Source organism: Streptomyces abyssalis, from assembly GCF_001751365.1.
Taxonomy (GTDB): Bacteria; Actinomycetota; Actinomycetes; order Streptomycetales; family Streptomycetaceae; genus Streptomyces; species Streptomyces abyssalis.
Genome location: NZ_LJGT01000037.1, coordinates 84520 through 106681, shown reverse-complemented (window position 1 = coordinate 106681; position 22162 = coordinate 84520). Strand labels below are relative to the sequence as shown.

Annotated in this window: 18 protein-coding genes; 6 read left to right on the top strand and 12 right to left on the bottom strand. The window is 72.0% G+C overall.

Annotated features, from left to right (window positions below; all coding sequences use genetic code 11):
* Positions 1–57 precede the first annotated feature (57 nt).
* From AN215_RS03715 to AN215_RS03690, 6 genes are all read right to left on the bottom strand, one after another.
* Positions 58–405: a VOC family protein gene (locus tag AN215_RS03715; RefSeq protein WP_070010230.1), complete on the bottom strand. Its 348-nt coding sequence runs from the start codon at positions 403–405 to the stop codon at positions 58–60.
* Between the two features lie 27 nt (positions 406–432).
* Positions 433–1236, bottom strand: coding sequence for a class I SAM-dependent methyltransferase (locus AN215_RS03710; RefSeq protein WP_070010231.1), 804 nt, complete (start codon positions 1234–1236; stop codon positions 433–435).
* Positions 1237–1453: 217 nt separating this feature from the next.
* Positions 1454–1975: a GNAT family N-acetyltransferase gene (locus AN215_RS03705; RefSeq protein ID WP_070010232.1), complete on the bottom strand. Its 522-nt coding sequence runs from the start codon at positions 1973–1975 to the stop codon at positions 1454–1456.
* A 257-nt stretch (positions 1976–2232) separates the two neighbouring features.
* Positions 2233–2883, bottom strand: coding sequence for a bifunctional 4-hydroxy-2-oxoglutarate aldolase/2-dehydro-3-deoxy-phosphogluconate aldolase (locus AN215_RS03700; protein WP_070010233.1), 651 nt, complete (start codon positions 2881–2883; stop codon positions 2233–2235).
* A gap of 151 nt (positions 2884–3034) precedes the next feature.
* Positions 3035–3964 (bottom strand): sugar kinase, encoded by a 930-nt coding sequence (locus tag AN215_RS03695; RefSeq protein ID WP_070010234.1) that lies wholly within the window; start codon positions 3962–3964, stop codon positions 3035–3037.
* Positions 3965–4071: 107 nt separating this feature from the next.
* Complete coding sequence (locus AN215_RS03690) at positions 4072–5346, bottom strand: ROK family transcriptional regulator (RefSeq protein WP_070010235.1); 1275 nt, start codon at positions 5344–5346, stop codon at positions 4072–4074.
* A 140-nt stretch (positions 5347–5486) separates the two neighbouring features.
* Between AN215_RS03690 and AN215_RS03685 the strand changes: the two genes are divergently transcribed.
* The 5 genes from AN215_RS03685 to AN215_RS03665 all read left to right on the top strand — a co-directional run bounded on the left by AN215_RS03685 (position 5487) and on the right by AN215_RS03665 (position 12038).
* Positions 5487–6806: an ABC transporter substrate-binding protein gene (locus AN215_RS03685; RefSeq protein WP_070010236.1), complete on the top strand. Its 1320-nt coding sequence runs from the start codon at positions 5487–5489 to the stop codon at positions 6804–6806.
* Between the two features lie 8 nt (positions 6807–6814).
* Positions 6815–7825, top strand: a complete 1011-nt coding sequence (locus AN215_RS03680; RefSeq protein ID WP_070010237.1) for a carbohydrate ABC transporter permease — start codon at positions 6815–6817, stop codon at positions 7823–7825.
* Positions 7818–8825, top strand: a complete 1008-nt coding sequence (locus AN215_RS03675; protein WP_079122663.1) for a carbohydrate ABC transporter permease — start codon at positions 7818–7820, stop codon at positions 8823–8825. Before AN215_RS03680 ends, AN215_RS03675 begins: the two co-directional genes overlap by 8 nt.
* Before the next feature lie 270 nt (positions 8826–9095).
* The gene (locus tag AN215_RS03670; RefSeq protein WP_070010238.1) at positions 9096–10484 is read left to right on the top strand and encodes a GH1 family beta-glucosidase; all 1389 of its coding nucleotides are present in this window, start codon (positions 9096–9098) and stop codon (positions 10482–10484) included.
* Positions 10485–10583: 99 nt separating this feature from the next.
* Entirely contained in the window at positions 10584–12038 is a 1455-nt protein-coding gene (locus AN215_RS03665; RefSeq protein ID WP_070010239.1) for a glycoside hydrolase family 30 protein, read from the top strand.
* A 66-nt stretch (positions 12039–12104) separates the two neighbouring features.
* On the opposite strand, the gene AN215_RS03660 is transcribed toward AN215_RS03665, so the two are convergent.
* From AN215_RS03660 to allB, 3 genes are all read right to left on the bottom strand, one after another.
* Complete coding sequence (locus tag AN215_RS03660; protein WP_070010240.1) at positions 12105–12533, bottom strand: guanyl-specific ribonuclease; 429 nt, start codon at positions 12531–12533, stop codon at positions 12105–12107.
* Positions 12534–12595: 62 nt separating this feature from the next.
* Positions 12596–13729, bottom strand: a complete 1134-nt coding sequence (gene alc / locus AN215_RS03655; RefSeq protein ID WP_107374272.1) for an allantoicase — start codon at positions 13727–13729, stop codon at positions 12596–12598.
* Positions 13730–13734: 5 nt separating this feature from the next.
* Positions 13735–15087, bottom strand: coding sequence for an allantoinase AllB (allB, locus tag AN215_RS03650; RefSeq protein ID WP_070010242.1), 1353 nt, complete (start codon positions 15085–15087; stop codon positions 13735–13737).
* Between the two features lie 233 nt (positions 15088–15320).
* On the opposite strand from allB, the gene AN215_RS03645 reads away from it, so the two are divergent.
* On the top strand, positions 15321–16145 hold the full coding sequence (locus AN215_RS03645; protein WP_070010243.1) for an IclR family transcriptional regulator: 825 nt from the start codon (positions 15321–15323) through the stop codon (positions 16143–16145).
* 65 nt (positions 16146–16210) lie between these two features.
* Here the strand turns inward: AN215_RS03645 and AN215_RS03640 are convergent, their stop codons facing one another.
* The 3 genes from AN215_RS03640 to AN215_RS03630 form a co-directional block, all read right to left on the bottom strand.
* On the bottom strand, positions 16211–18346 hold the full coding sequence (locus AN215_RS03640; protein ID WP_070010244.1) for a serine/threonine-protein kinase: 2136 nt from the start codon (positions 18344–18346) through the stop codon (positions 16211–16213).
* A 51-nt stretch (positions 18347–18397) separates the two neighbouring features.
* On the bottom strand, positions 18398–20806 hold the full coding sequence (locus AN215_RS03635; protein ID WP_070010245.1) for a protein kinase domain-containing protein: 2409 nt from the start codon (positions 20804–20806) through the stop codon (positions 18398–18400).
* 179 nt (positions 20807–20985) lie between these two features.
* The gene (locus AN215_RS03630; protein ID WP_245694205.1) at positions 20986–22032 is read right to left on the bottom strand and encodes a protein kinase family protein; all 1047 of its coding nucleotides are present in this window, start codon (positions 22030–22032) and stop codon (positions 20986–20988) included.
* Positions 22033–22162: the final 130 nt, after the last annotated feature.

The window sequence follows — 22162 nt, the reverse complement described above, 5'->3', positions numbered from 1 at the left end:
CCACTCGGACCAGGACGTATTTTCTGCCCAGGAGGACCGCTCGGACGACTCGGCGGGTCAGCCGTGGCTCAGCACGTTGACCACGCGCCCGTTCGGGTCCCTGACGAAGAAGCGGCGCACGCCCCACTCCTCGTCCTGCAGCGCCCGTACGATCTCCGCGCCGCCCGCGCGCACGGCCTCGTACACGGCGTCGACGTCCTCGACCTCGATGCTGATGTCGGGCGTGACGGGAGCCGTCTGCTCCTCCTCGATGAGGATGATCTGAGCCGTCGGGTTGGAAGGCGAGGCGAGCGTCATGACCCAGCCCATGTTCATGACCTCCTCGAGCCCCAGCAGCCCGTAGAAGTCGCGGCTCTCTTCCAGGGCGTCCGACTGGATGTCGGGGACGACACGGCGGACGGTCATTTCAGGCTCCCGATGATTCGTGCTCGGTCAGGTGACGTGGGCGAGGAGTTGGAAGATCCTCGCCGTGTGCGGGTACGGGTGGCGGTTGGTCGTCGCCAGTTCCAGGGCCTCCAGCGCCGCGAAGAAGCCGGGGTCGTGCTTGCGCGCGTCGTCCACGATGTGGTCGTTGACGTTGCGGATGCCGCAGTGCTCGATGTCCGTGCAGCCCGACTCGGCCAGGAGCGCGGTGACTTCCTCCGCCGTGTGGAGCGTCAGTTCGGCGTCGAAGGTCTGGCCACGCACCTTCCGCCGGTCCAGGGCGTCGAGCGCGGCGGCGGGATCGAGCGAGCGGACGGCGAGGCCGAGCGGCACCGCATGCCTGTTGATCGCCATGACGGACAGGACACCGCCGCCGCGTACGAGCGGGACCGCGGTGCGCAGCGCGGGCGCCGGATCGTCCTGGTACTGCAGGAGGTTGTGGCACAGCACGACGTCGTAGCGGCTGCCGGCCACGGACTCGGGAAGGTCGAAGACGTCCGCCTCGACCGTGCTCAGACGGCCGCTCGTGCCTTCGTCCCCCGCGCGTTCGCGCGCCGCGGCGAGCATGCCCGGGGAGAAGTCGACGACGGTGACCTCGTGCCCGCGCCGCAGCAGCCGCGTCGCGTCGCCGCCGTCGGCGCCGGCGAGATCCAGCACGCGCAGGGGCCCGGGACCGAGCACCGCCAGCCGCCGCTGGAGGTTGAACTCGGCGAGTGTGTACCGCAGTCGGCCCCACGGGCTCTCCTGCCACACCCGCCACGTGTCGAGGGCGGCGTCGAACGAGCAGTCAGGGGTGGACTTCGAGCTGGTCATGAGGTCCCTCCGCCCCCGGCGGGCACTGGTCGGTGCGTGCCGGAGTCGAGGGTAGCTCCCCCGCGCCGGTGACGGTGCGGCTCCGGGGCGTGGGACGCGTACCGGACCGGGTGTTCACGAACCCAGGTGGTGCTCATCCGGGGCCCGTTCGGTCAGAAGCCGGACTCCGGCGCGCGTCACTCCGCACGGGCCCGCACCGGGGCAACCGCCCCCGGCGCTACGGGACTTGGACGGGACCAGCGGGGTCCAGGTCCTTCACCATGAACGTGCACGCGTCCGCGACGCGATGGATGAGGCCCGCACTGTCCTCGTACGAGCCGCAGTCGAGATACGGAGTCGAGGGGCGGTAGCCGAGGCGCTTGTAGAGGTCCTGAGTGCGCGGGTTGTTCTTCTCGACGCCCAAGCCGACGCTGACGCGCCCCCGCCCGAGCACGAGTCGCTCGGCGGCGTGGATCAGGGCGGTGCCGACGCGCTGGGAGCGGAGCGCCTCCGGCCAGAGGCCGAGGCCGCTGATCTCGGAGCACTCGGGGTGTACGGCTCGCACCTCCGGTGCCCGGCAGCCCTCCCAGCGGATCTCGCAGCTGCCGACGGGCAGTTCGCCGCGCCAGGCGACGAGGAGAGTGCTGCCGCCGCCGAGGTGCCGTACGAACCGGGAGGCGTGGTCGCAGGCAGCACCGGGGGAAGGCATGTGCTCGTCGAGCAACGCCACGTCCTCTTCCCGGCACTCCCTGATTCTCATTGCGGCCAGACTAGATTCATCATGTGCCGTTGAGGTGGGGGTTCCGGAGGCATGTGAGGCGGAACATGCGGCTCCCCCACGGCTTGGGTCTCCGCGCGCGCCACGGCGGCCGCCGGCGGTGAACGGACCGCCACACAGGGCAGTGCGCGGAGCGCCGTCCAGAGCGCGGCGGCGGACGAGAGCGCCGTAACCGGAAGAGGACGGCGCAGGAGGAGAAGCGACGCCGGAAGCGGACGGCATCGCGCACGGCGGACCGGTCAGCGTCTGGATCTGCGTGACGGGGAGGGAACGGCCTCCTCCAACCGCTGCAGCAGCGCAGTGACACGCTTGGCCACGGCCTCCCTGTCCCCCTCCGTGAGTGCCGAACCCATGCCGCAGGCGACGGCGCCGGCGGCGATCCACTCCGGGGCGTTCTTGACGGTGACACCGCCGGTGGGCAGCAGCGGCGCCTGCGGGAGCGCCGCCCGTACGTCCTTGAGCCAGCCCGGGGCGTAACCGGAGGCGGGAAAGAGCTTCAGCGCGTCGGCGCCCAGCTCCATCGCGCGCACCATCTCGGTGGGGGTGGCGACGCCGGGGAAGACGGGCACGCCGTAGCGGTGGCCGGTACGGATGACCTCGGCGTCCAGGGCGGGCGAGACGAGAAAGCGGGCACCGGCGTCGATGGCGGCGCGCGCCGAGGCCTCGTCGAGGACGGTGCCGGCCCCGATGACGCATTCCTCGTCGGTCTCGCGCCGCAGCGTGGCCACCGCGTCCAGGGCGTGGGCCGAAGTCAGCGAGATCTCCAGGCTGGTGATGCCCGCGCCGAGCAGGGTGTCGGCCGTGGCCGTCACGCGCTCGTAGCTGTCGGCTCGGATGATGGCGAAGACACGCTGCTCAAGGGCGGTCCGGGTGATCTCCCATCGGTACACGGCAGTCGCCGCCTCTCTTCTCGTCCGGCCGGGGAGAGGCGGAGCACCCGTGATGGGCCGCCTGTCTCCGCTCCCCGTCTGAAGTGCGATGCGCTCGGTCTGCTTGGTGTTTCCTTCTGGTTCCCGGCATGCGCCACGGGAAGTGCCGCGCTCAGCGGTTCACGGAGTCGGAGTCCTGGAGGAAGCCCGCCAGGGCCCTGTCCCGGGTGTGGGCCGTGGGCAGCCCGTCGGTGTCGCCCGGCGCCTGTACGACCAGGGCCGCCACGCACGCCGCCTCGGCCAGGGCCTCCTCGGGCTTCCGCCCGCGCAGCCAGGCCGAGAGCCAGCCGGCCGCGAACGCGTCCCCCGCGCCCACCGGGTCGGACACCGGCACGGAGAAGGGCTCCTGAGTGCACTCCCCGTCGCGGCCGAGGGCGGACGCGGAGTGGTCGCGGCGCTTGACGACGACGGTGCGGGCCCTGCCCATCGTCAGCAGCGCCTTCGAGGTCTCCTCGGCGCCGCCGCCCAGCAGCAGTTCCAGCTCGTCCTCCCCCGCGATGACGAGGTCGGCCTCGCGCAGCAGCGGCCCCACGGTGCGGATCCACTCGTGCTCCGAGCCCAGCTTGCGCCGTACGTTCGGGTCGAAGGAGACCGCGGCGCCGACCTGGCGTGCGCGCTCGACCAGGGCCCAGGTGGCCTGTGCCGCCGATTCCGAGAGCATGGGCGTGATGCCGGAGACGTGCACGACGCGGGCACCCTCCAGCATCTCCAGACGGATCTGGTCCGGGGAGAGCAGCGAGGCGGCGGAGCCCGAGCGGTAGTACTGCACGTCGATCACGCGCTGTGCGTGGCTGTCGCGCAGCAGCAGGCCGGTGGGCGCCTGAGGGTCCATCTCGGCGCCGGAGACGTCGACTCCGTCGGCGCGCAGCTCCCGGAGCACGGCCTCGCCGGCGGGGTCGTCGCCGACGCGGCCGATCCAGCGTGCCCAGTGGCCGAGACGGGCCAGGCCCTGGGCCACGTTGGACTCGGCACCGGCGACGGAGCGGCGGAAGGAGACTGCGCGGTCCAGCGGCATGCCGGGCTCGGCGAGCATCAGCAGCATGGCCTCACCGCATGTGATGGCCTCCGGCCCGTTTACCACCCATTTCCCCCTAGAGGTCTCTCCACAGCTGCCACCATGGCATCACTCTCTGTGGAGACGGTACCCGCTCACACGGACAAAGCCACCCCTGGGGGCGGACTTCCTCCCGCGTCGAGGAAGCGGCGAAGCGGCAGCGTGGCAGCGCCGACGGTCACCGCGTCCGGGCCGAGCCTGCACAGTTCGACGGCCGTGCGGGCCGCCGGGTACCGGAGAGCGTACGCGTCCGTCGCCTCACGCACAGCCGGAAGCAACTGTGGTCCCAGCAACAGTCCGGCCCAGCCTCCGATCACTATCCGCTCGGGGTTGAAGAGGTTGACCAGGTCGGCGATGCCCGCGCCGAGATACTCGGCCGTCTCCGCCAGCACCTCTCGCGCCAAGCGCCCCGGCGCCCCCTCGCCGCCCCCCGTGGCCAGCAGTTCCGCGAGCACCGTCTCCTCGTCCCCGCCGTCCGGCTCCCCGCCCGCCTCGCGCCAGCGGTCGATCACCGCGGCCGCTCCCACGTACGCCTCCAGGCAGCCCCTGGCGCCGCACCGGCAGCGCCGGCCCCCGACGGTGAGCACGGTGTGGCCCCACTCGCCCGCGCCGCTCGAGGCACCGCTGTACGGTTCGCCGCCGGTGACCACGCAGGCACCGACCCCGGAACCGATCAGCGCGATGACCGCGTCGCGGGCGCCACGGCCGGCGCCGAACCACATCTCGGCCTGGCCGAGGGTCTTCGCGCCGTTGTCGATGTGGAGCGGTGCGCGCCGCCCCTCGGCGAGGGCGTCGCCCTGGGTGATTCCGCCGGATTCGCGGAGCATGGCCTCCAGGGGAACGGCGTCCCAGCCGATGGTCTGGCCGTGCACGAGCGCTCCGCCGTGCGCCCGCCGCTCGACGATGCCGGGGACGCCGACACCGACACCCAGCAACGGGCCGGTGGACGCCCCGACTTGAGCCAGCACCGAGGCGAGGCCCTTCTCGATGAGCTGGACGACGAGCGCCGCGTCGTGCCGGCCGTCGTCCAGCGGCTGTTCGCTGCGGGCCACTTCGGTGAGCATCATGTCGAACAGCTCGACGCGCACCCGCGTTTCGCCGACGTCGACGCCGACGAGGCAGGCGCAGTGCGCGGCGACGCGCAGCAGCGTACGGGGACGGCCGCCGTCGGAGCCTACGGAGCCGGCCTCCTCCAGGACGCCCTCGGCGAGGAGTTCGGTGACGACATTGCTTATCGACCCGGAACTGAGCCCTGTCGCCGGGCCCAACTCCTGTCTGCTGAGCGGGCCTTCGAAATACAGACGGCGCAGCACGGCAGCGCGGTTGTTCCGCCGCAGGTCGCGTACAGTACGCCTGTCGTATCCGCCCATCAGCTGCCCTCCCCTGCCAAACGTACCTCTGTCAGAACTCTTGACGCCCCCTTCTCTCACTACTTAACTCACGGCGTGAAATTAATGGTTCGGACCATTCAGGGTCCGAACACAGCCGCCTCGGGGAGGGGCCGTCAGCCATGCGCAGAAGCCGGGCACGCAACGCAGCAGCCGTCGCACTCGCCGCCGCACTCACAGCCGTCACCGCCGGCTGCGGCGGCGGCACCACGACCGACAGCGAGGGCAGCAACGACAAGCCGAAGGAGCTCACCTACTGGGCCAGCAACCAGGGCACCAGCGTCGCCCACGACAAGAAGGTGCTCGCCCCCGAGCTGAAGCGCTTCGAGAAGAAGACCGGGATCAAGGTCAAGCTCGAAGTCATCCCGTGGAGCAGCCTGCTGGACCGCATCCTGGCCGCGACGTCCTCGGGCCAGGGCCCCGACGTGCTGAACATCGGCAACACCTGGTCCGCCTCGCTCCAGGCGACCGGCGCGCTGCTCCCCTGGGACGACGAGCACATGGCGAAGGTCGGCGGAGCCGAGCGCTTCACGCCTTCCGCTCTGGCCGCGGCCGGCGCTCCGGACAAGGACCCGGCGGCCCTGCCGATCTACTCGCTCGCCTACGGCCTCTACTACAACAAGAAGATGTTCAAGGACGCGGGCATCGACGGACCGCCCGAGACCTGGGACGAGCTGGTCAAGGACGGCAAGAAGCTCACCGGCGACGGCAAGCACGGCATCGCCCTGGAGGGCGGCGACCCGGTCGAGAACTCACACCACGCCTTCATCCTCGGCAAGCAGCACGGTGCCGACTTCTTCGACGCCTCCGGCAAGCCGACGTTCGACTCGCCCGGCGCGGTCGACGCCGTCAAGCAGTACGTCGACCTGCTGGCCGCCGACAAGATCGCGGCGCCCGGCAACGCCGAGTTCGCCAAGCGCGAGTCCGTGCGGGACTTCGCGAAGGGCAAGGCGGGCATGCTGCTGTGGCAGGCGGCGGGCACCGCTCTGCAGTCCAACGGCATGAAGTCCGACGAGTACGGCGTCGCGCCGATCCCCGTGCAGAACCCCGGCTCGGGAGAGAAGGGCACCCGGTCGATGGTCGCGGGCATCAACCTGGCCGTCTTCAAGAACACCGACAACATCGACGGCGCGATGAAGTTCGCGAAGTTCATGACGTCGGACGAGGAGCAGCGCACCCTCAACGCGGCCTACGGATCGATTCCTCCGGTCAAGGCTGCACAGAGCGACAAGGCCTTCGACACACCCGACTTGAAGGTGCTGCGTGAGGTGCTCACCACCTCCTCCGCCCCGCTTCCGCAGGTCAAGGACGAGTCGAAGTTCGAGACGCTCGTCGGTAACGCCACCAAGGACCTCTTCGCGGACGCCGCGGCGGGACGCAAGGTGACCACCGAGTCCGTCGCGAAGGAACTGTCCGCCGCCCAGCAGCAGATGCGGAAGTAAGCCGGGCGATGACGACTCTCAGCCCCCCACCCGGCACGTCCCGTCCGGACCGTGAGGCCGGCCCGTCACACAGCGGTCCCCCGCTCCCCCGGCGCAGGCGTATCCTCCCCGACCGCCTGCGCCGGGCCGGACTGCCGTATCTGCTGCTGCTGCCGGCGCTGGTCCTGGAGATCCTCATCCACCTGGGCCCGATGGCCGTCGGCGTGACGATGAGCTTCAAGGAGCTGACGCAGCAGTACATACGCGACTGGAGTGCGGCACCGTGGACCGGCACCGACAACTTCCGCATCGCCGTCGACGTCAACGCCCCTGTCGGCGAAGCCCTGTTGCACTCGTTCTTCGTCACCTGCGCGTTCACGGTGCTGGCCGTCTCACTGGCGTGGCTGCTGGGAGTGACGGCGGCGATCCTGATGCAGGAGTCCTTCCGGGGACGGGGCGTGCTGCGGGCGCTGTTCCTGACGCCCTACGCGCTGCCCGTCTACACCGCCGTCATCACCTGGTCCTTCCTGCTCCAGCGCGACGGCGGCATGGTCAACCACGTCATACACGACCAGTTGGGGCTCACCGACTCCGAACCCTTCTGGCTCATCGGCGACAACAGCTTCGCCGCTCTGGTCGTGGTCGCGGTGTGGCGGACCTGGCCGTTCGCGTTCCTCATCCTGATGGCCGCGCTGCAGAACATCCCCAAGGAGCTGTACGAGGCCGCGCACGTCGACGGCGCCGGCATGCGGCAGCAGATCCGCCGCATCACGCTGCCCTCGCTGCGCCCCGTCAACCAGGTCCTGGTGCTGGTCCTGTTCCTGTGGACGTTCAACGACTTCAACGTGCCGTACATCCTCTTCGGCAAGTCGGCACCCGAGGCCGCGGACCTGATCTCGATCCACATCTACCAAGCGTCGTTCGTCACCTGGGACTTCGGCTCCGGTTCGGCCATGTCCGTACTGCTGCTGCTCTTCCTGCTGCTGGTGACCGGCGGCTATCTGCTGGTGACCGGCGCGGGGAGGAAACGCGATGTCTGAGGCCACGGCGACCGCCACCGCGGACGGCACCGCTGACGGCGGGACGGGCGGCACGGCGGGCGACGGCACCGCCGGCGGCACGTCACGGAAGCCCGGCGGGCACCTGGCGGGACGGGCCTCGGGCGCGGGAGGGCGGAAGGGCCCGGGCCGCGTCTCCCCGACCGCACCGCCCCGGTCGTTCATCTGGACGCGGCGCGTCGTCCTGACGCTGCTCACGATCTTCGCGGCGACCCCGCTGCTGGTGATGGTGAGCAGTTCACTCAAGCCGCTTCAGGACGTCTCGGACCGCTTCCGGTGGATTCCGAGCTCGCTGACGATCAGTCCGTACGTCGACATCTGGAGCACGGTGCCGCTGGCGGACTACTTCCTCAACTCGCTGATCGTGGCGGGCGCTGCGACCGGATGCTCGGTGGTCATCGCCACCTTCGCCGCCTACGCCGTCAGCCGCTACCGGTTCCGCGGCAAGCGCCTGTTCACGGTCACCATCCTCTCGACGCAGATGTTCCCCGGCATCCTCTTCCTGCTGCCGCTGTTCCTCATCTTCGTCAACCTCGGCAACGCGACGGGCGTCGCCCTCTACGGCTCGCGCGGCGCGCTGATCGTCACCTACCTCACCTTCACGCTGCCCTTCTCCATCTGGATGCTGATCGGCTACTTCGACTCCATCCCGCGCGACCTGGACGAGGCCGCCCTCACCGACGGCTGCGGACCGCTCGGCGCGCTGGTGCGCGTCGTGGTGCCCGCGGCGGTTCCGGGCATCGTCGCCGTCGCCGTCTACTCCTTCATGACGGCGTGGGGCGAGGTGCTCTTCGCGTCCGTCATGACGAACGAGACCACCCGCACACTCGCCATCGGACTGCAGGGCTACGCCACGCAGACGCAGGTCTACTGGAACCAGGTCATGGCCGCCTCGCTCGTCGCGAGCGTGCCGATCGTCGCCGGGTTCCTGCTGCTGCAGCGCTATCTGGTCACCGGCCTCACCGCGGGGGCGGTCAAGTGAACCCCGGCCGGCCCCGGCTCCCCCGGGACCACCCGGCTCACCGAACCTGATCCAACGGCCCTGATCCAACGGGCCTGATCCACCGGCCCGGCCCGCCGGGCGGCCGTGACGGCACGGTCCCTCCGCCGTGCCGTCGGCCCGTCACGCCTGCCGGCGGGTCCACACGCTCCGAACTCCCGCCCGCAGCAAACACGTTCGCCCCGTTCCGGCTCGCTCCAGCTGGTTCCGTCCGATCCGCCCGATCCGCTGGTTCCGTACGAAAGGAAGTCCGTGTCCGAAGTCACCGAAGCCTCCCCCGCCCCCGCGACGTCTCCGTTGGCGCTGCCCGCCGATTTCCGCTGGGGCGTGGCCACCGCCTCGTACCAGATCGAGGGTGCCGCCTCCGAGGACGGCCGCGGCCCGTCCATCTGGGACACCTTCTGCCGGGTGCCCGGCGCGGTCGCGAACGGCGACAACGGAGACGTGGCCTGCGACCACTACCACCGCTGGCGCGAGGACATCGCGCTGATGAAGCAACTGGGCGTGGACGCCTACCGCTTCTCCATCGCGTGGCCCCGCGTGGTGCCCGACGGCAGCGGCAGCACCAACGAGCCCGGACTGGCCTTCTACGACCGGCTCACCGACGCCCTGCTGGAAGAGGGCATCACGCCCTTCCCCACGCTCTACCACTGGGACCTGCCGCAGGCCCTCCAGGACCGGGGCGGCTGGCCCGCGCGCGAGACGGCCGAGCACTTCGCCGCGTACGCCTCGGTGGTCGCCGGACGGCTCGGTGACCGCGTGAAGCACTGGGCGACGCTCAACGAGCCGCTGTGCTCGGCGTGGATCGGCCACCTGGAAGGCCAGATGGCGCCCGGGGTGCGGGACATCGAGGCCGCGGTGCGCGCCTCGTACCACCTGCACCTGGGGCACGGGCTCGCGGTGCAGGCCGTCCGTGCGGCCTCCCCGGGCGCGCAGGTGGGCATCGTCAACAACCTCACCCACTGCGAGCCGGCGTCGGACAAGGAGGCCGACGTGGCGGCCGCGCGGCGCGCCGACGGGCACGCCAACCGCTGGTGGATGGACCCGTTGCACGGCCGCGGCTACCCGCAGGACATGCTGGAGCTGTACGGCGTCGAACTCCCCGAGCAGCCGGGCGACTTGACGACCATCGCCGAGCCGCTGGACTGGCTGGGCCTGAACTACTACTTCCGCGCCCTCGTCGCCGACAACCCCGGCGGCCCGCTGCCCCACGCCCGTCCCGTCGTACCGGCCGGAGCCCGGCGCACCCACATGGACTGGGAGGTGCACCCGCCGGGGCTGACCAAGACGCTGGTGCGGATGACCGAGGACTACGGGGCGCGCTGCCTGTACGTCACCGAGAACGGCTCCGCCTACCCGGACGTGGTGGGCCCGGACGGCCAGGTCGACGACCCGGAGCGCGTCCGCTACCTGGACGAACACCTCGCGGCGTGCGTGGACGCCGTCGAACAGGGCGTGCCGCTCGCCGGCTACTTCGCCTGGTCGCTGATGGACAACTTCGAGTGGGCCTACGGCTACGACAAGCGCTTCGGGCTCGTCCACGTCGACTACTCGACGCAACGGCGGACGATCAAGAGCAGCGGACACCGGTACGCGGACTTCGTCCGGAGGCACCGGCGCCGCGCACGCCGCGCGGCGTAGCCGGCCGGCCGCCGTCGCGGTCACCGCTCCGGCCCCCTCCCCCGTCCCCGCCCGTCCTGGAAGCCGCGCAAGACGTACACGCACCCGAAGGGAGCGCACATGACACACAGACGGAGATTCGCCGCGTCGGCCACCGCTCTGGCGCTGCTCGCCGCCACCCATGTCCTCGTGAGCGAGGCCGCCCGTGCGGACGGCGGCGGCTCTCCCGCAGCAGGGCAGGCCGCCACGACCGCCCAGGTGTGGGTGACGACGGCCGACGGCGGCAAGCGCCTGGAGCGCGGCGAGGACGTCGCCTTCGACGGCGGCAGGCAGGAGATCGACCTCGCCGTCGACGCGTCCGAGCGGGAGCAGCAGTTCACCGGCGCCGGTGCCTCCCTCACCGAGGCGTCGGCCCGGCTGATGGCCGCGCTGCCCGAGGGCGAACGCGAGCAGCTGATGCACAGCCTGTTCTCCACGGACGGCGAAGGAATCGGCCTGGACTATCTGCGCCAGCCCTTCGGCGGCTCCGACTTCGTCGCCGAACTGCCCTATTACAGCTACGAGGACGAGAAGGGCTCCTTCTCCGTCGACCGCGACCGCAAGGAGATCCTGCCGCTGCTGCGGCAGGCCCTCGCGGTCAACCCCGGCATCCGCGTCATGGGCAGCCCGTGGTCCGCGCCGGCCTGGATGAAGGACGGCGGGGCGCTGGAGGGCGGCAGCCTGAAGCCGGAGAACCAGGAGGCGTACGCGGACTATCTCGTCAAGGCGGTCGAGGCGTACGCGGACGCGGGCGTGCCCGTGCACGATCTGACCGTTCAGAACGAGCCGCTGTTCGAGACGACGTACCCGTCCATGGGGATGTCCGCCGCGGAGCAGGCGGAGTTCCTGCGCGTGCTGGACGGCAAGCTGACCGCGGCCGGTCTGGGCACGGAGCTCTTCGCCTACGACCACAACTGGGACAAGCCCGAATACCCGCTCGAAGTCCTGGCGAAGACAGGGGACATCGGCCGTGTGCAGGGCGCGGCCTTCCACTGCTACGGCGGTGAGCCGGAGGCCCAGCAGCAGGTGCGGGACGCGGGCGGCAGAGTCTTCTTCACCGAGTGCTCCGGCACCGACAGCGACGAGAGCGCGAACACGTTCGCCGACAGCCTGAAGTGGCAGACGGAGAACCTCGTCATCCGCAGCATGCGCTCGGGCTCGGAGACGGTGGTGCTGTGGAACATGGCGCTCGACGAGAACGGCGGACCGCACTTCGGAAACTGCGGCACCAGGTGCAACGGGGTCGTCGAGATCGACGGCGGCAGCGTCACGAGGAACGCCGAGTACTACACGCTCGGCCACATCTCCAGGTTCGTGGACCGCGGCGCCCACCGCATCGGCTCGACCACGCAGCAGCCGGGCGGAGTCGAGGACGTGGTGTTCGAGAACCCGGACGGCTCACGGGCGGCCGTCGTCCTCAACTCCGCCGGTTCGCCGCGGAAGTTCTCCGTCACGGAGGCCGGTCGCTCGCTGGCGTACGAGCTGCCGGCGGGCGCCGTCGCGACCTTCACGTGGCCCGGGGCGCCCACCGGCTGACCGCCCGTCCGTCTCCGGCTGCCGTGCTTCCGGCGCCGGCAGCCGGAGACCTGTGCCGCCGGTGCGTCAGCAGCTGAAGTCGACCTTGTCGAACGACTCGTAGTGGTCCTCGGTGAAGTAGTCCTCCTGCTTCTCCTCACCGGTCACGATGCGCTTGGCTCCGCGGTCGTCGGAGCCGGGCGTCTCCACGGTGTACTCGTGGTAGTAGCCCTCGTTCTGGTCAGGGAGGATTCCCTCGCGGTTCTGGAAGACGGTCCCGTCCTGCGGGTACGGGTAGGGGCCGCCCTTCTCGATGAGGTCGAGGGTCTCGTGTGCCTCCTTCGGCAGCTTCGACTCGCAGATCTCACCGACGTCCGCGGGTGCCACTGCCGCCGGGGCCGAGGACTTCGGGGCCTCCGCGGTCGCCTGGGCGATCGCTGCGGGACCGCCGACGAGGAGGGTGAGGGACAGGGCACTGAGGGCGCTTACGCGCGCGATTCGTGGGGGGAATCTCATGCATCCATGCTGACGCGCGTAGATGACATGTCAACGCCAAGTCGAGGATTTTTCCCGGGTGTTCACGTCCCCGAGGCCCACCGCTCGTGCCGTTCTTCGAGGTCACGGGCGCCCTGTGCGGTGAGAGACCCGTACAGGCGCACACGGGCGATTCCGCCGTCGGGGAAGATGTCCAGCCGTACATGGGTCACGGATTGCGCTCCATCGGGCAGCACGAAGCGGTGCACGGTGTCCGGCTGCAGCGCGGTGCGCGGCAGCAGCTCGCGCCATTCGCCGTCCTCGCCGTCCTTGGCCCATAGCGCGGCCCAGCCGGCGGCGTTGCCCTTCAGGAAGCCGGTGTCGATCTCGGCGGCGCGGACCTGAGCCTGAGCCGTCAGCGCGTAGCTGATCCAGTCGTTGCCGGTGTCGCGGCGGCGGCGGGTCTCCCAGCCGTCGTCCATCTGCCGTGAACGGCCCGGCAGGATCGTGTTGCCGGGCGGCGAGTAGAAGCGGTCGGAGGCGTCCTGCACCGCGCCGCCGTTCTCCAGCGCGACGAGGTCGAAGGTGCCCAGGGCGGCGAGCCACCCCGGATCGGGGGCGACCTCGCCGTACACGCGCAGCCGCGCGACGCCGCCGTCGGGATGCTGGTTGAGGCGCAGATGCGTGAAGCGGCGGGCGGCCTCGACGGTGAAGCCGTTGGCGGCGTGCCCGCCGACGTCGGTCTCGGGGACGAGGACCGTCCACTCGGTGCCGTCGGCGAGCAGCTCCTCCGGCGAGGGCGCACCGGGCACGCAGGCCGCCTCGACGGAGACCGCGCGGGGGTGGTTGCCGCGGAAGTGCGCGGTGTCGACGACGATGCCGTGCACGACGCCGGGCGCTCCCAGCCGGACCAGGGCCCAGTCGTGGTCGTCCGCGGACGGGTGCGGGTGCCCGGCGCCGGTGCCGCGCCGGCGCCGGGTCTCCCAGCCGTCCATGATCTTGCCCTTGTGGCCGAAGCGTTCGGGGTCGAACTCGGCGCGCCCCGGCTTCAGCAGGTTCTCGCGCTCGGCGAAGAACTCGTCGTTGGCGGCGATCACGCCGGCACCGAGGCGGCGGTCGGCGAGGTCGGCGAGGTGGGTGAAGGGGAGTTCGGCGGTGCGGTAGTCGGCGTAGGGGTCGCCGCCCGCGTACGGGCTCGCGGCACCGGTGAAGTGCGCGACGTGCCGTGCTGCTGCCATGCGTGTCATCCGGTGGGCCTCTCGATCAGTCGTCCGGTCTGCCGGAGGGGACGGCCGGCGTCTCCGGCCTCGGCGATCCGCTCACCGCGCAGCCAGGTGGCGCGTACGACGCCGTGCAGCGTGCGGCCCGCGTATGCGGTGACCGGATTGCGGTGGTGGAGCCGCGCGGGGTCGACGGTGAACGTCTCCTCGGGGGCGAGGACGGCGAAGTCCGCGTCGTGGCCGGGCGCGATCGCCCCCTTGCGCCCGCCGAGCCCGGCGAGCCGGGCCGGTCCCGAGGACATCCAGCGCACGACGTCGTCGAGGGAGTGGCCCCGCGCCCGGGCCGCGGTCCACATCGCCGGCAGCCCGAGCTGGAGCGAGGAGATGCCGCCCCACGCGGTGCCGAAGTCGCCGTCCTTGAGTTCGGCGGTGCAGGGCGAGTGGTCGGAGACGACGCAGTCCAGGACGCCTTCGGCCAGGCCCTGCCAGAGTGCGTCCTGGTTCGCGCGCTCGCGGATGGGCGGACAGCACTTGAACTCCGTTGCGCCGTCCGGGACTTCCTCGGCGGAGAGGGTGAGGAAGTGGGGGCAGGTCTCGACGGTGAGCGCCACGCCTTCCCGGCGGGCCTGTGCGATGGCCGGCAGTGCGTCGGCGGAGGACAGATGCAGGACGTGCACGCGTGCGTCCAGCTTCCGGGCCAGCGCGATGAGCCGGCCGATCGCGTCGTTCTCCGCGGCGCGCGGGCGGGAGGCGAGGAAGTCCGCGTAGGCGGGGCCGCCCTTCTGCGGTGCGGCCGTCAGATGCGCCGGGTCCTCGGCGTGGACGATGAGCAGCCCGCCGAAGCCTGCGATCTCCGCGAGCGCCGACTCCAGTCCGGCCGGGCCGAGTTCGGGGAACTCCTCGACGCCGGAGGGCGAGAGGAAGCACTTGAAGCCGAAGACTCCGGCGTCGTGGAGCGGCCGCAGGTCCGCCACGTTGCCGGGGATCGCGCCGCCCCAGAATCCGGTGTCGATGTGGGCCTGCCCGCGCGCGCTCTCCTGCTTCGTCCGCAGGTGGGCGACGGTGGTGGTCGGCGGCAGGGAGTTGAGCGGCATGTCGATGAGCGTGGTGATGCCGCCCGCGGCGGCCGCACGGGTGGCGGTCGTGAAGCCCTCCCACTCGCTGCGGCCGGGGTCGTTGACGTGGACGTGGGTGTCGACGAGCCCGGGAAGCACCGCGTCGTCGCCCGCGTCCACCAGCCGTGCGCCGTCGGGCACCGGCATGTCACGCGGACCGACCGAGACGATCCGGCCGTCCGCGACGCTCACCGACGCGGCACGCGTACCCTCGGGTGTGACGACGCGCGACGAGCGCAGCACGAGTTGGACGCCGGGCACCGGACCACCCCTTCTCTTCAACAATCTGTTGATGCCAGATCCTCTTGGCAGTTCACTGCCCCGTCAAGACACACACCATGGTGGATTCCGCAAATTGGAACTATAATTCCGCCATGCAGAAACCGCCAGGGCCTCCGGTGGTCTCTGCCCGAAGATCCGCACGGTGAGCGGCCGCAGGGGACGGGGATTCCGTGCCGGTAGCATGCGGCCCACCCGCAGGAAAGGAACGCGACGTGCCGTCGTCCGACCGGCGAGAATCCGCCGCCACCGCCGCACACACCTCCACGGCCGCCACGGGCCAGTCGGGCGGCGTCCAGTCCCTGGAGCGCGCCTTCGACCTGCTGGAGCGGATGGCCGACGCGGGCGGAGAGGTCGGGCTGAGCGAGCTCTCCGGCAGCAGCGGGCTGCCCCTGCCGACCATCCACCGGCTGATGCGCACGCTGGTGGCCTGCGGCTACGTACGCCAGCACCCCAACCGGCGCTATGCGCTGGGCCCCCGCCTGATCCGCCTCGGTGAGAGCTCCTCACGGCTGCTGGGCACCTGGGCGCGCCCGTATCTCGCGCGCCTGGTCGAAGAGACGGGCGAGACCGCCAACATGGCACTGCTGGACGGCGACGAGGTGGTCTACGTGGCGCAGGTGCCCTCGCGGCACTCGATGCGGATGTTCACGGAGGTCGGACGGCGCGTGCTCCCGCACTCCACCGGAGTCGGCAAGGCCCTGCTCGCCGGCAGCCCGCCCGACGACGTGCGCGCGGTGCTCGCACGTACGGGGATGCCTGCCGCGACCGAGCGGACCATCACCACGCCGGAGGACTTCCTCGCGGCGCTGGAGCACGTCCGCGAAGTGGGCTACGCGATGGACGACAACGAGCAGGAGCTGGGGGTGCGCTGCATCGCCGTCTCGGTCCCCGACTCCCCCACGGCGGCGGCCATTTCGATCTCCGGGCCGGCGGGCCGGGTCACGGAGGCAGCCACCGACAAGTTCGTGCCGCTGATGCACGAGGTCGCCGAGCAGCTGTCCAAGGCGCTGGCCAGCACGGGCTCGGGCGGCGGCTGAGACCGGGACCCCTCGCTGAGACCGGGACCCTCCGCCCACGCCTCCCAATGGGCCGCCGGCGGCCGTCAGATGACGGGCATGGCCGTCAGCTTCCCCTCCGTCAGCAGGAACACGCGGTTCCCCGCGCCGGTCATGCGTACGCTCCCGCCGTCCTTGTGCCGCCGGACCCATGCCGCGCGGCCCGTCCGCGTATCCAGCGCGGCGACCCCCGCGGTCTCCTTCAGAGTCACCCAGACGGTGTTGCCCTCCGCCACGGGCCTGCCGCCCGCGAAGACCCCGCCGTCGACCTCCCGCCGCCACACCTCCCGCCCGTCGCGCCGTCCGCGGCACCGGACTTCGGACCCGGCGGAGGCGTAGACGGCGTCGCCCTGTACGGCCGGTCCGCTCCAGCCCTCGTTGACCTCCGCCGGCACCGACCACTGCTCCTCGCCGTCCCGCAGCCGTACGGCGCTCAGCGACTGCCCGCCGAGATAGACCTCGCCGCCCGCCGTCACGGGCGGCACCCCGGCGCCGGTGCTTCCGCCGGGCCTGCTCCACACCTTCCCGCCCGTACGGACGTCGAGGGCGATCGCCGCGTCCTTGGCCGTGGCGAGCACCAGCAGACCGCCCGCGGCCGTCGCGGAGATTCCGCGCCCCCCGGAGAACTCGTCCAGCGGTGCCGGCTTGCGCCACCTCACCTTCCCCGACACGAGTTCCACGCACCGCACTTCGTCCTCGACGAGGCAGTACGCGGCACGCGCGTCCACGGCGAGGAGGACGCTCATCCCGGTCGGGTGCCGCCGCTCGACGGCACCGGTGCGGGCGTCGACGCCGAAGAGCTGCCCGTCGGAGCCGCCGGTGACGATCAGACGCGGGGACGCGGCGAACAACGGCTGGTAGAAGGCGGCTTCGGAGACCCACTTCCGCTTTCCGTCCCGTACGGAGAACGCCGTCACACGCGCGTCCCGCTTGCCCCCGACGACCACGAGGTCCCGGGACACCAGTGGAGCTGGCGACTGCGCGAACGCGACGTCCCGCGGCCCCCACAGCGGCTCGGGGGCCCTGCCTTCCTCGTACTCCCCGTCCTGGAGCGGCAGCGCGAACCAGGGATGGGCGCGCCGCGGAGGCTCCTCCCGTGTCAGCCACCAGGCCGTGCCGCCGCCCGCGACGAGCAGGGTGCCGCCGGCGGCGAGGCCGGTCAGTACGCGGCGCCGCGTGGGGGAATCGGCCGGGGGCGGCGCGGCGGACCCGGCGGCGGGCCCGGTGGCGGCTGTGCCGTTCTGGCTGCCGGGAGCCGGGGGGAACGTGGCGAGCTGCTTCGCGGCCGACTCCGCCTCGGCGATGTCGTCCCCAAGCCCGCCCTTCTTCCACAGCTGCCGGCCGTCACGGGGCGGGGCGAGAGCCGAGGTGATCTGCGCGGGCTGCGGCCGCTGCGCCGCGTCCCTGGTGAGGCAGGGGGCGATGAGCGGCACGAGCGCCTCGGGCACACCCTCCAACCGGGGCTCACCGTGCACCACTTCGTACTGCACGACGGCTATCTGATCGCCCTGGTACGCCCGTTCGCCGCTCGCGGCGAAGACGAGCACGGCACCGAGCGCGAAGACGTCGCCGGGCGGTCCCGTCCGCTGTCCGAGCACCTGCTCCGGCGCACCGTAGCCGGGCGTCACCGGCGCCTGACCGGTCGTCGTCAGCGTCAGGCCGTGTTCCGGGCGGGCGATGCCGAAGTCGATGATGCGCGGACCGCCCGAAGTCAGCACGATGTTGGAGGGCTTCAGGTCCCGGTGCACCAGCCCCGCGGCGTGGATGTCGCCGAGCGTCCGGGCGAGCGCCGCACCGAGCGCTCTCACCTCCGGCTCGGGAAACGGCCCGTGCCGCTCGACGGCCCGGTCGAGGGTCGGCCCGGCGAGGAACTCCGTGGCGATGAAGGGCGCTCCGCCGTCTGTCTGCGCGGTCAGCACCCGCGCCACGCCCTTGCTCCGTACGGCCTGCGCGGCCTGCGCCTCCCGCACGAAACGCTGCGACATGTGTGTCTCGTGGGCGAGTTCGGGACGGAGCACCTTGACCGCCGCCACCTCGCCCGAACCGTCGCGGCCGAGATAGACCTTGCCCATGCCGCCTTCGCCGAGCGTGCCGATGATGCGGTACGGGCCGAGTCGGAGCGGATCGCCGTAGCCGAGGGGTTTCAACGCGAAGCCTTCCTGCTGAGGGGTGGGGCGGGCCATCGGGCAGCGCACACGCCGGGGCCCGGCCGTGGACGGGCACCGGCGTCCGCGTCACTCCAGCGGTATCGCATACGCCCCGCCACGCCCCCTGCCGATGATCCGCCGGGCCTTCCTGTGCACCACGAAGCGCTCGCCCGTGCCGCCGTCGCCGTCGCCGGTGAGGCGGAACTTCCAGGCGGTGCGGTGCGTACGGCGGCTGACCGCGGTCAGACACCTGTGCCCCCCGGCCGAGACGTAGACGTACTTCTCGCCGACGACGGGCGGCACGTCGAGATCGGGGGCGGGCTCGCTGCCGGACTTCTGCTTCCACAGCAGTCTCCCGTCGCGGGCGCCGACGGCGACCAGGCCGCGGTTCCGCTCCGCCGCGTAGACCACGCCGTCGCGTACGGCGGGCGGTCCGTACAGGGCGGGCTGCTCGTCCGGGTTCGCGGCCGCGTGTCCGCCGCGGACGCCCGCGCTCTCGTACCGCCACGCCTCCTTGCCGTCGGAGAGCCTGAGCGCGGTGACGCGGCCGGAGCCGAAGTAGACGTGCCGCAGGTCGGTGGCCAGCTGCCTGGGCAGCGGAGGCGCGTCGTCGTCCAGCTCCCTGGGCAGGGGCTCGGCGTTCCACATCACCTCACCGTTCCGCGGGTCCCAGGCGGCCACGGTCTGCAGCGGACTCTCGTAGTCGTTGCGGGGACGTGCGAGCAGCAGGCGCCCGCGCAGCGGCTTGACGGAGTAGGCGCTGACGTCGTCGCCGAAGGAGGCGAAGGACGTGGCGTACTGCTTCAGCGGCCTGCGCCAGCGCTCCTTGTGGGCGCGCAGATCGAACGCCACGACGTACCAGCCCTGCGCGAGAGGCCTATTCGACGCGTTCGCCTCGCGCGTGCGCGCCGCGAGGTAGAGCACTCCGCCGGCGGCGGCGAGCGGCTGTGTGGTGCGGTCGCCGTCGCCGTGCTCGCGGCCGTCGAAGTCCGGGAGCCTGCCGGCCTCGCCCGCGCGTGCGCCGGTACGGAGATCGAGCGTGCGGATGGTGACGCCGCTGCCCTTCGTGGCCTCCGCGACGATCTCGTAGAGCCGTTCGCCGTCGCCGGTCACCTGGTTGTCGTCGGCCTCGGCGCTGGTCCACTGCTGGTCGCCGGACTTCACGTCGAGGGCCACCAGACCTTCCCTGTTCGACGTCACCAGCTGCCCGCCCACCAGCAGCGGCGGGAGATCGCCGTCGGTGAAGAACGACGTCGCGGCCCGCCACACGGGCTCCGGCGCACCGCCCGGCCCGCGGGAGGCAGACCCGTCCGGTGCCGTCCCTCCGGCACCGCCGCCGCCTGCCCAGGCCCACGCCCCGGCTCCCGCCGCGGCCAGCGCCAGGCCCGAACCGCCCGCCACCGCAAGGAGCTTGCGACGCGGAAAGCCGGTGCGGACGCCGTCGCCCCCGGTGACCGACGGGGCCGGATACGCCGCCTGGGTGGGCGTGTACCCGCCGGCACCTGCTGTGGCGCCTGTGCCTGTGCCCGTGCCCGTGCCCGTGCCTGTGCCTGTGCCGAACGTGCCGCCCGGCGGCGGAGGCAGCCTGTGCGGCTCGATCCTCCACACCTCCGCGCTGCGGCGCCCGATCTCCGCCAGCACACTGTCCGGAAGAGCCTCCGCGAACTCCCCGCCGTCGCGGGGCAGCCGGGACGCGAGTTCCGCCGCGAGCTGCGCCATGCCGGGCCGCGCCGCGGGGTCCTTGGCGAGACAGCGGAGCAGCACCGGTACGAGCGCTTCCGGCACCTCGCCGAGGTCGGGCTCGCCGTAGCGGACGCGGTAGAGCAGGTCGGCCGCCTGCCCGCCGCCGAACGGGCCGTGCCCGGACGCTGCGTGCACCAGCACCCCGGCGAGCGCGAACACGTCGCCGGCTGCGGTGTGTTCGAGCCCGCCGGCCTGCTCCGGCGACATGTAGGCGGGGGTTCCGGCGGCGGTGCCCGTGCGCGTCAGCCGGTCGTCCCCGATCGCCCTGGCGATGCCGAAGTCGATGACCTTCGGCCCGGAGGCGCTGAGGAGGATGTTGGACGGCTTGAGGTCACGGTGCACGACGGCGGAGCTGTGCAGTTGTCCCAGCGCCTCGCACAGGGCCGCACCCAGTGCGCGTACGGACTCCTCCGGCAGCGGGCCGCAGTACTCCACCGCTTCGTCCAGCGGAGGGCCGAGCACGTACTCCGTCGCCAGCCAGGGTGTCCGCGCCAGCGGGTCGGCGTCCACGACTTCGGCTCCGTACCGGCCTCCGATGACGCGGGCGGCATCCGCCTCCAGCCGGAAACGGCTGCGGAATTCGGGCTCGTCCGCGATGCGTGCGTGCATGGTCTTGAGGGCGACGGCGCGGCCGCCGGAGTCGCGGGCGAGGTAGACGGTGCCCATGCCCCCGCTGCCGAGGCGCGCGACCAAGCGGTACGGGCCGTGCTGCACGGGGTCGTCATGGGTGAGGGGCAGATGCTGAGGAGCCATCGGATCGCAGTCCACGGATGAGTGAGGGCAAGGACGGGTGCACGCCGCGGAGCACCGCTGGTGCGGGCGTGCGGCCGGAACGTCGGAGACATCGGGAAGTCGGGGCATCGGGGCATCGGGGCTCGACCGGACCGGACCGGAACAGCCGGACGGGAACCCGGGCCGGAACAGCCGGGCCGTCAGGCGGGGAGTGCCGCCCCGAGCGCGCAAGCGGACTGCCGGGCGATGGCCGCGATGACGCGTGCCGGCAGCCAGCCCGGCCCGAAGGCGCTCGCGGCGCTGTCGAGCACCGTGCCTCCGGCAGCACCCCCGGCAGACCACGGAACGGCGGCGGGGGCTGAGACCGGGCCCCGACGCTGCGCCGCCACGGGGACGGGCGGCGGGCCGGACGTCACCGGCAAGGCCGCCGCCCCTGTTCTCAACTCGTCGCGTACGACGGCCGCTTGCGGACGGTCGCCGGGGTCCTCGGACAGGCAGGCTGCGACCAGGGTGCGCATGCTCGCGGGCATGCGGGAGGAGTCCGCCCCGTCCAGCCCGGATGCCGCATAGCAGAGCACCGCCCCCAGCGCGTGGACGTCACCCGGTGGACCGGGCGTACCGCCCGAGAGCTGCTCGGGCGGCACGCCGCCGCGTTCGGGGAGACCGGCAAGGGAGGGACGGTGGGCGAAGTGACCTGTCCCGGGCACCAGCGCACGCATCGCTCCGTACGCCGTCAGCAGCGGCCCGTCCGCGGCCACCAGCAGGGCACCGGGCGAGACCCCGGCATGCACCGCTCCGCGCGCGTGCAGCTCGGTGAGTGCCTCGGCGAGCCCGAGACCGAGCGCCCGCAGGGTGCGTTCGGGGAGACCGCCGCCGTGTGCCGCCAGTACGCCCGGCAGCGGCAGGGCGGGCACGTACGGCGTCGTGTACCACGGCGGACCGCCGGGGAGGCGGGAGCTCTCCATGACCTGTGCCGTCCACGGCAGGCGGGCTTCCGCCCCGAGCCGCCGGGCCGTTTCGGCCTCCGCCGCGAACCGCTCGCCGTACTCGTGGTCGCCGGCGAGCTCCGCGAGGGGCACGCTGATCAGGACCGTACGGCCGCCTCCCGCACCTCTTGCGACGAACCGGCGTACTGGCAAGGGGACTTCGCCGTCCGGAGCGTCCACCCGCCCGATCGGCACGTAGTCGCCCAGATTCCGTGGATCGTCCAGCCGCAGCGGCTCCATCCGCTTCCCCCCTTGTTTCATGAAGCATGGGGAGCCTAGACGAAATCCCACGAACGGACAGCCCGCGATTCCGGCACGGGCTGCCGGGGGCCGCGGTGCCTGATGCCGGGTCCTGGGCGCGGGGCCGGGTGGTCTCAGAGGACGTGACATC

Coding starts and splice junctions, on each gene's coding strand:
- AN215_RS03705 (WP_070010232.1), bottom strand. CDS start 1,975: ATGAGAATCAGGGAGTGCCGGGAAGAGGACGTGGCGTTGCTCGACGAG.
- AN215_RS03685 (WP_070010236.1), top strand. CDS start 5,487: ATGCGCAGAAGCCGGGCACGCAACGCAGCAGCCGTCGCACTCGCCGCC.
- AN215_RS03640 (WP_070010244.1), bottom strand. CDS start 18,346: ATGGCCCGCCCCACCCCTCAGCAGGAAGGCTTCGCGTTGAAACCCCTC.
- AN215_RS03690 (WP_070010235.1), bottom strand. CDS start 5,346: ATGGGCGGATACGACAGGCGTACTGTACGCGACCTGCGGCGGAACAAC.
- AN215_RS03635 (WP_070010245.1), bottom strand. CDS start 20,806: ATGGCTCCTCAGCATCTGCCCCTCACCCATGACGACCCCGTGCAGCAC.
- AN215_RS03695 (WP_070010234.1), bottom strand. CDS start 3,964: ATGCTGCTGATGCTCGCCGAGCCCGGCATGCCGCTGGACCGCGCAGTC.
- AN215_RS03715 (WP_070010230.1), bottom strand. CDS start 405: ATGACCGTCCGCCGTGTCGTCCCCGACATCCAGTCGGACGCCCTGGAA.
- AN215_RS03675 (WP_079122663.1), top strand. CDS start 7,818: ATGTCTGAGGCCACGGCGACCGCCACCGCGGACGGCACCGCTGACGGC.
- AN215_RS03710 (WP_070010231.1), bottom strand. CDS start 1,236: ATGACCAGCTCGAAGTCCACCCCTGACTGCTCGTTCGACGCCGCCCTC.
- AN215_RS03665 (WP_070010239.1), top strand. CDS start 10,584: ATGACACACAGACGGAGATTCGCCGCGTCGGCCACCGCTCTGGCGCTG.
- AN215_RS03680 (WP_070010237.1), top strand. CDS start 6,815: ATGACGACTCTCAGCCCCCCACCCGGCACGTCCCGTCCGGACCGTGAG.
- AN215_RS03630 (WP_245694205.1), bottom strand. CDS start 22,032: ATGAAACAAGGGGGGAAGCGGATGGAGCCGCTGCGGCTGGACGATCCA.
- AN215_RS03660 (WP_070010240.1), bottom strand. CDS start 12,533: ATGAGATTCCCCCCACGAATCGCGCGCGTAAGCGCCCTCAGTGCCCTG.
- alc (WP_107374272.1), bottom strand. CDS start 13,729: ATGGCAGCAGCACGGCACGTCGCGCACTTCACCGGTGCCGCGAGCCCG.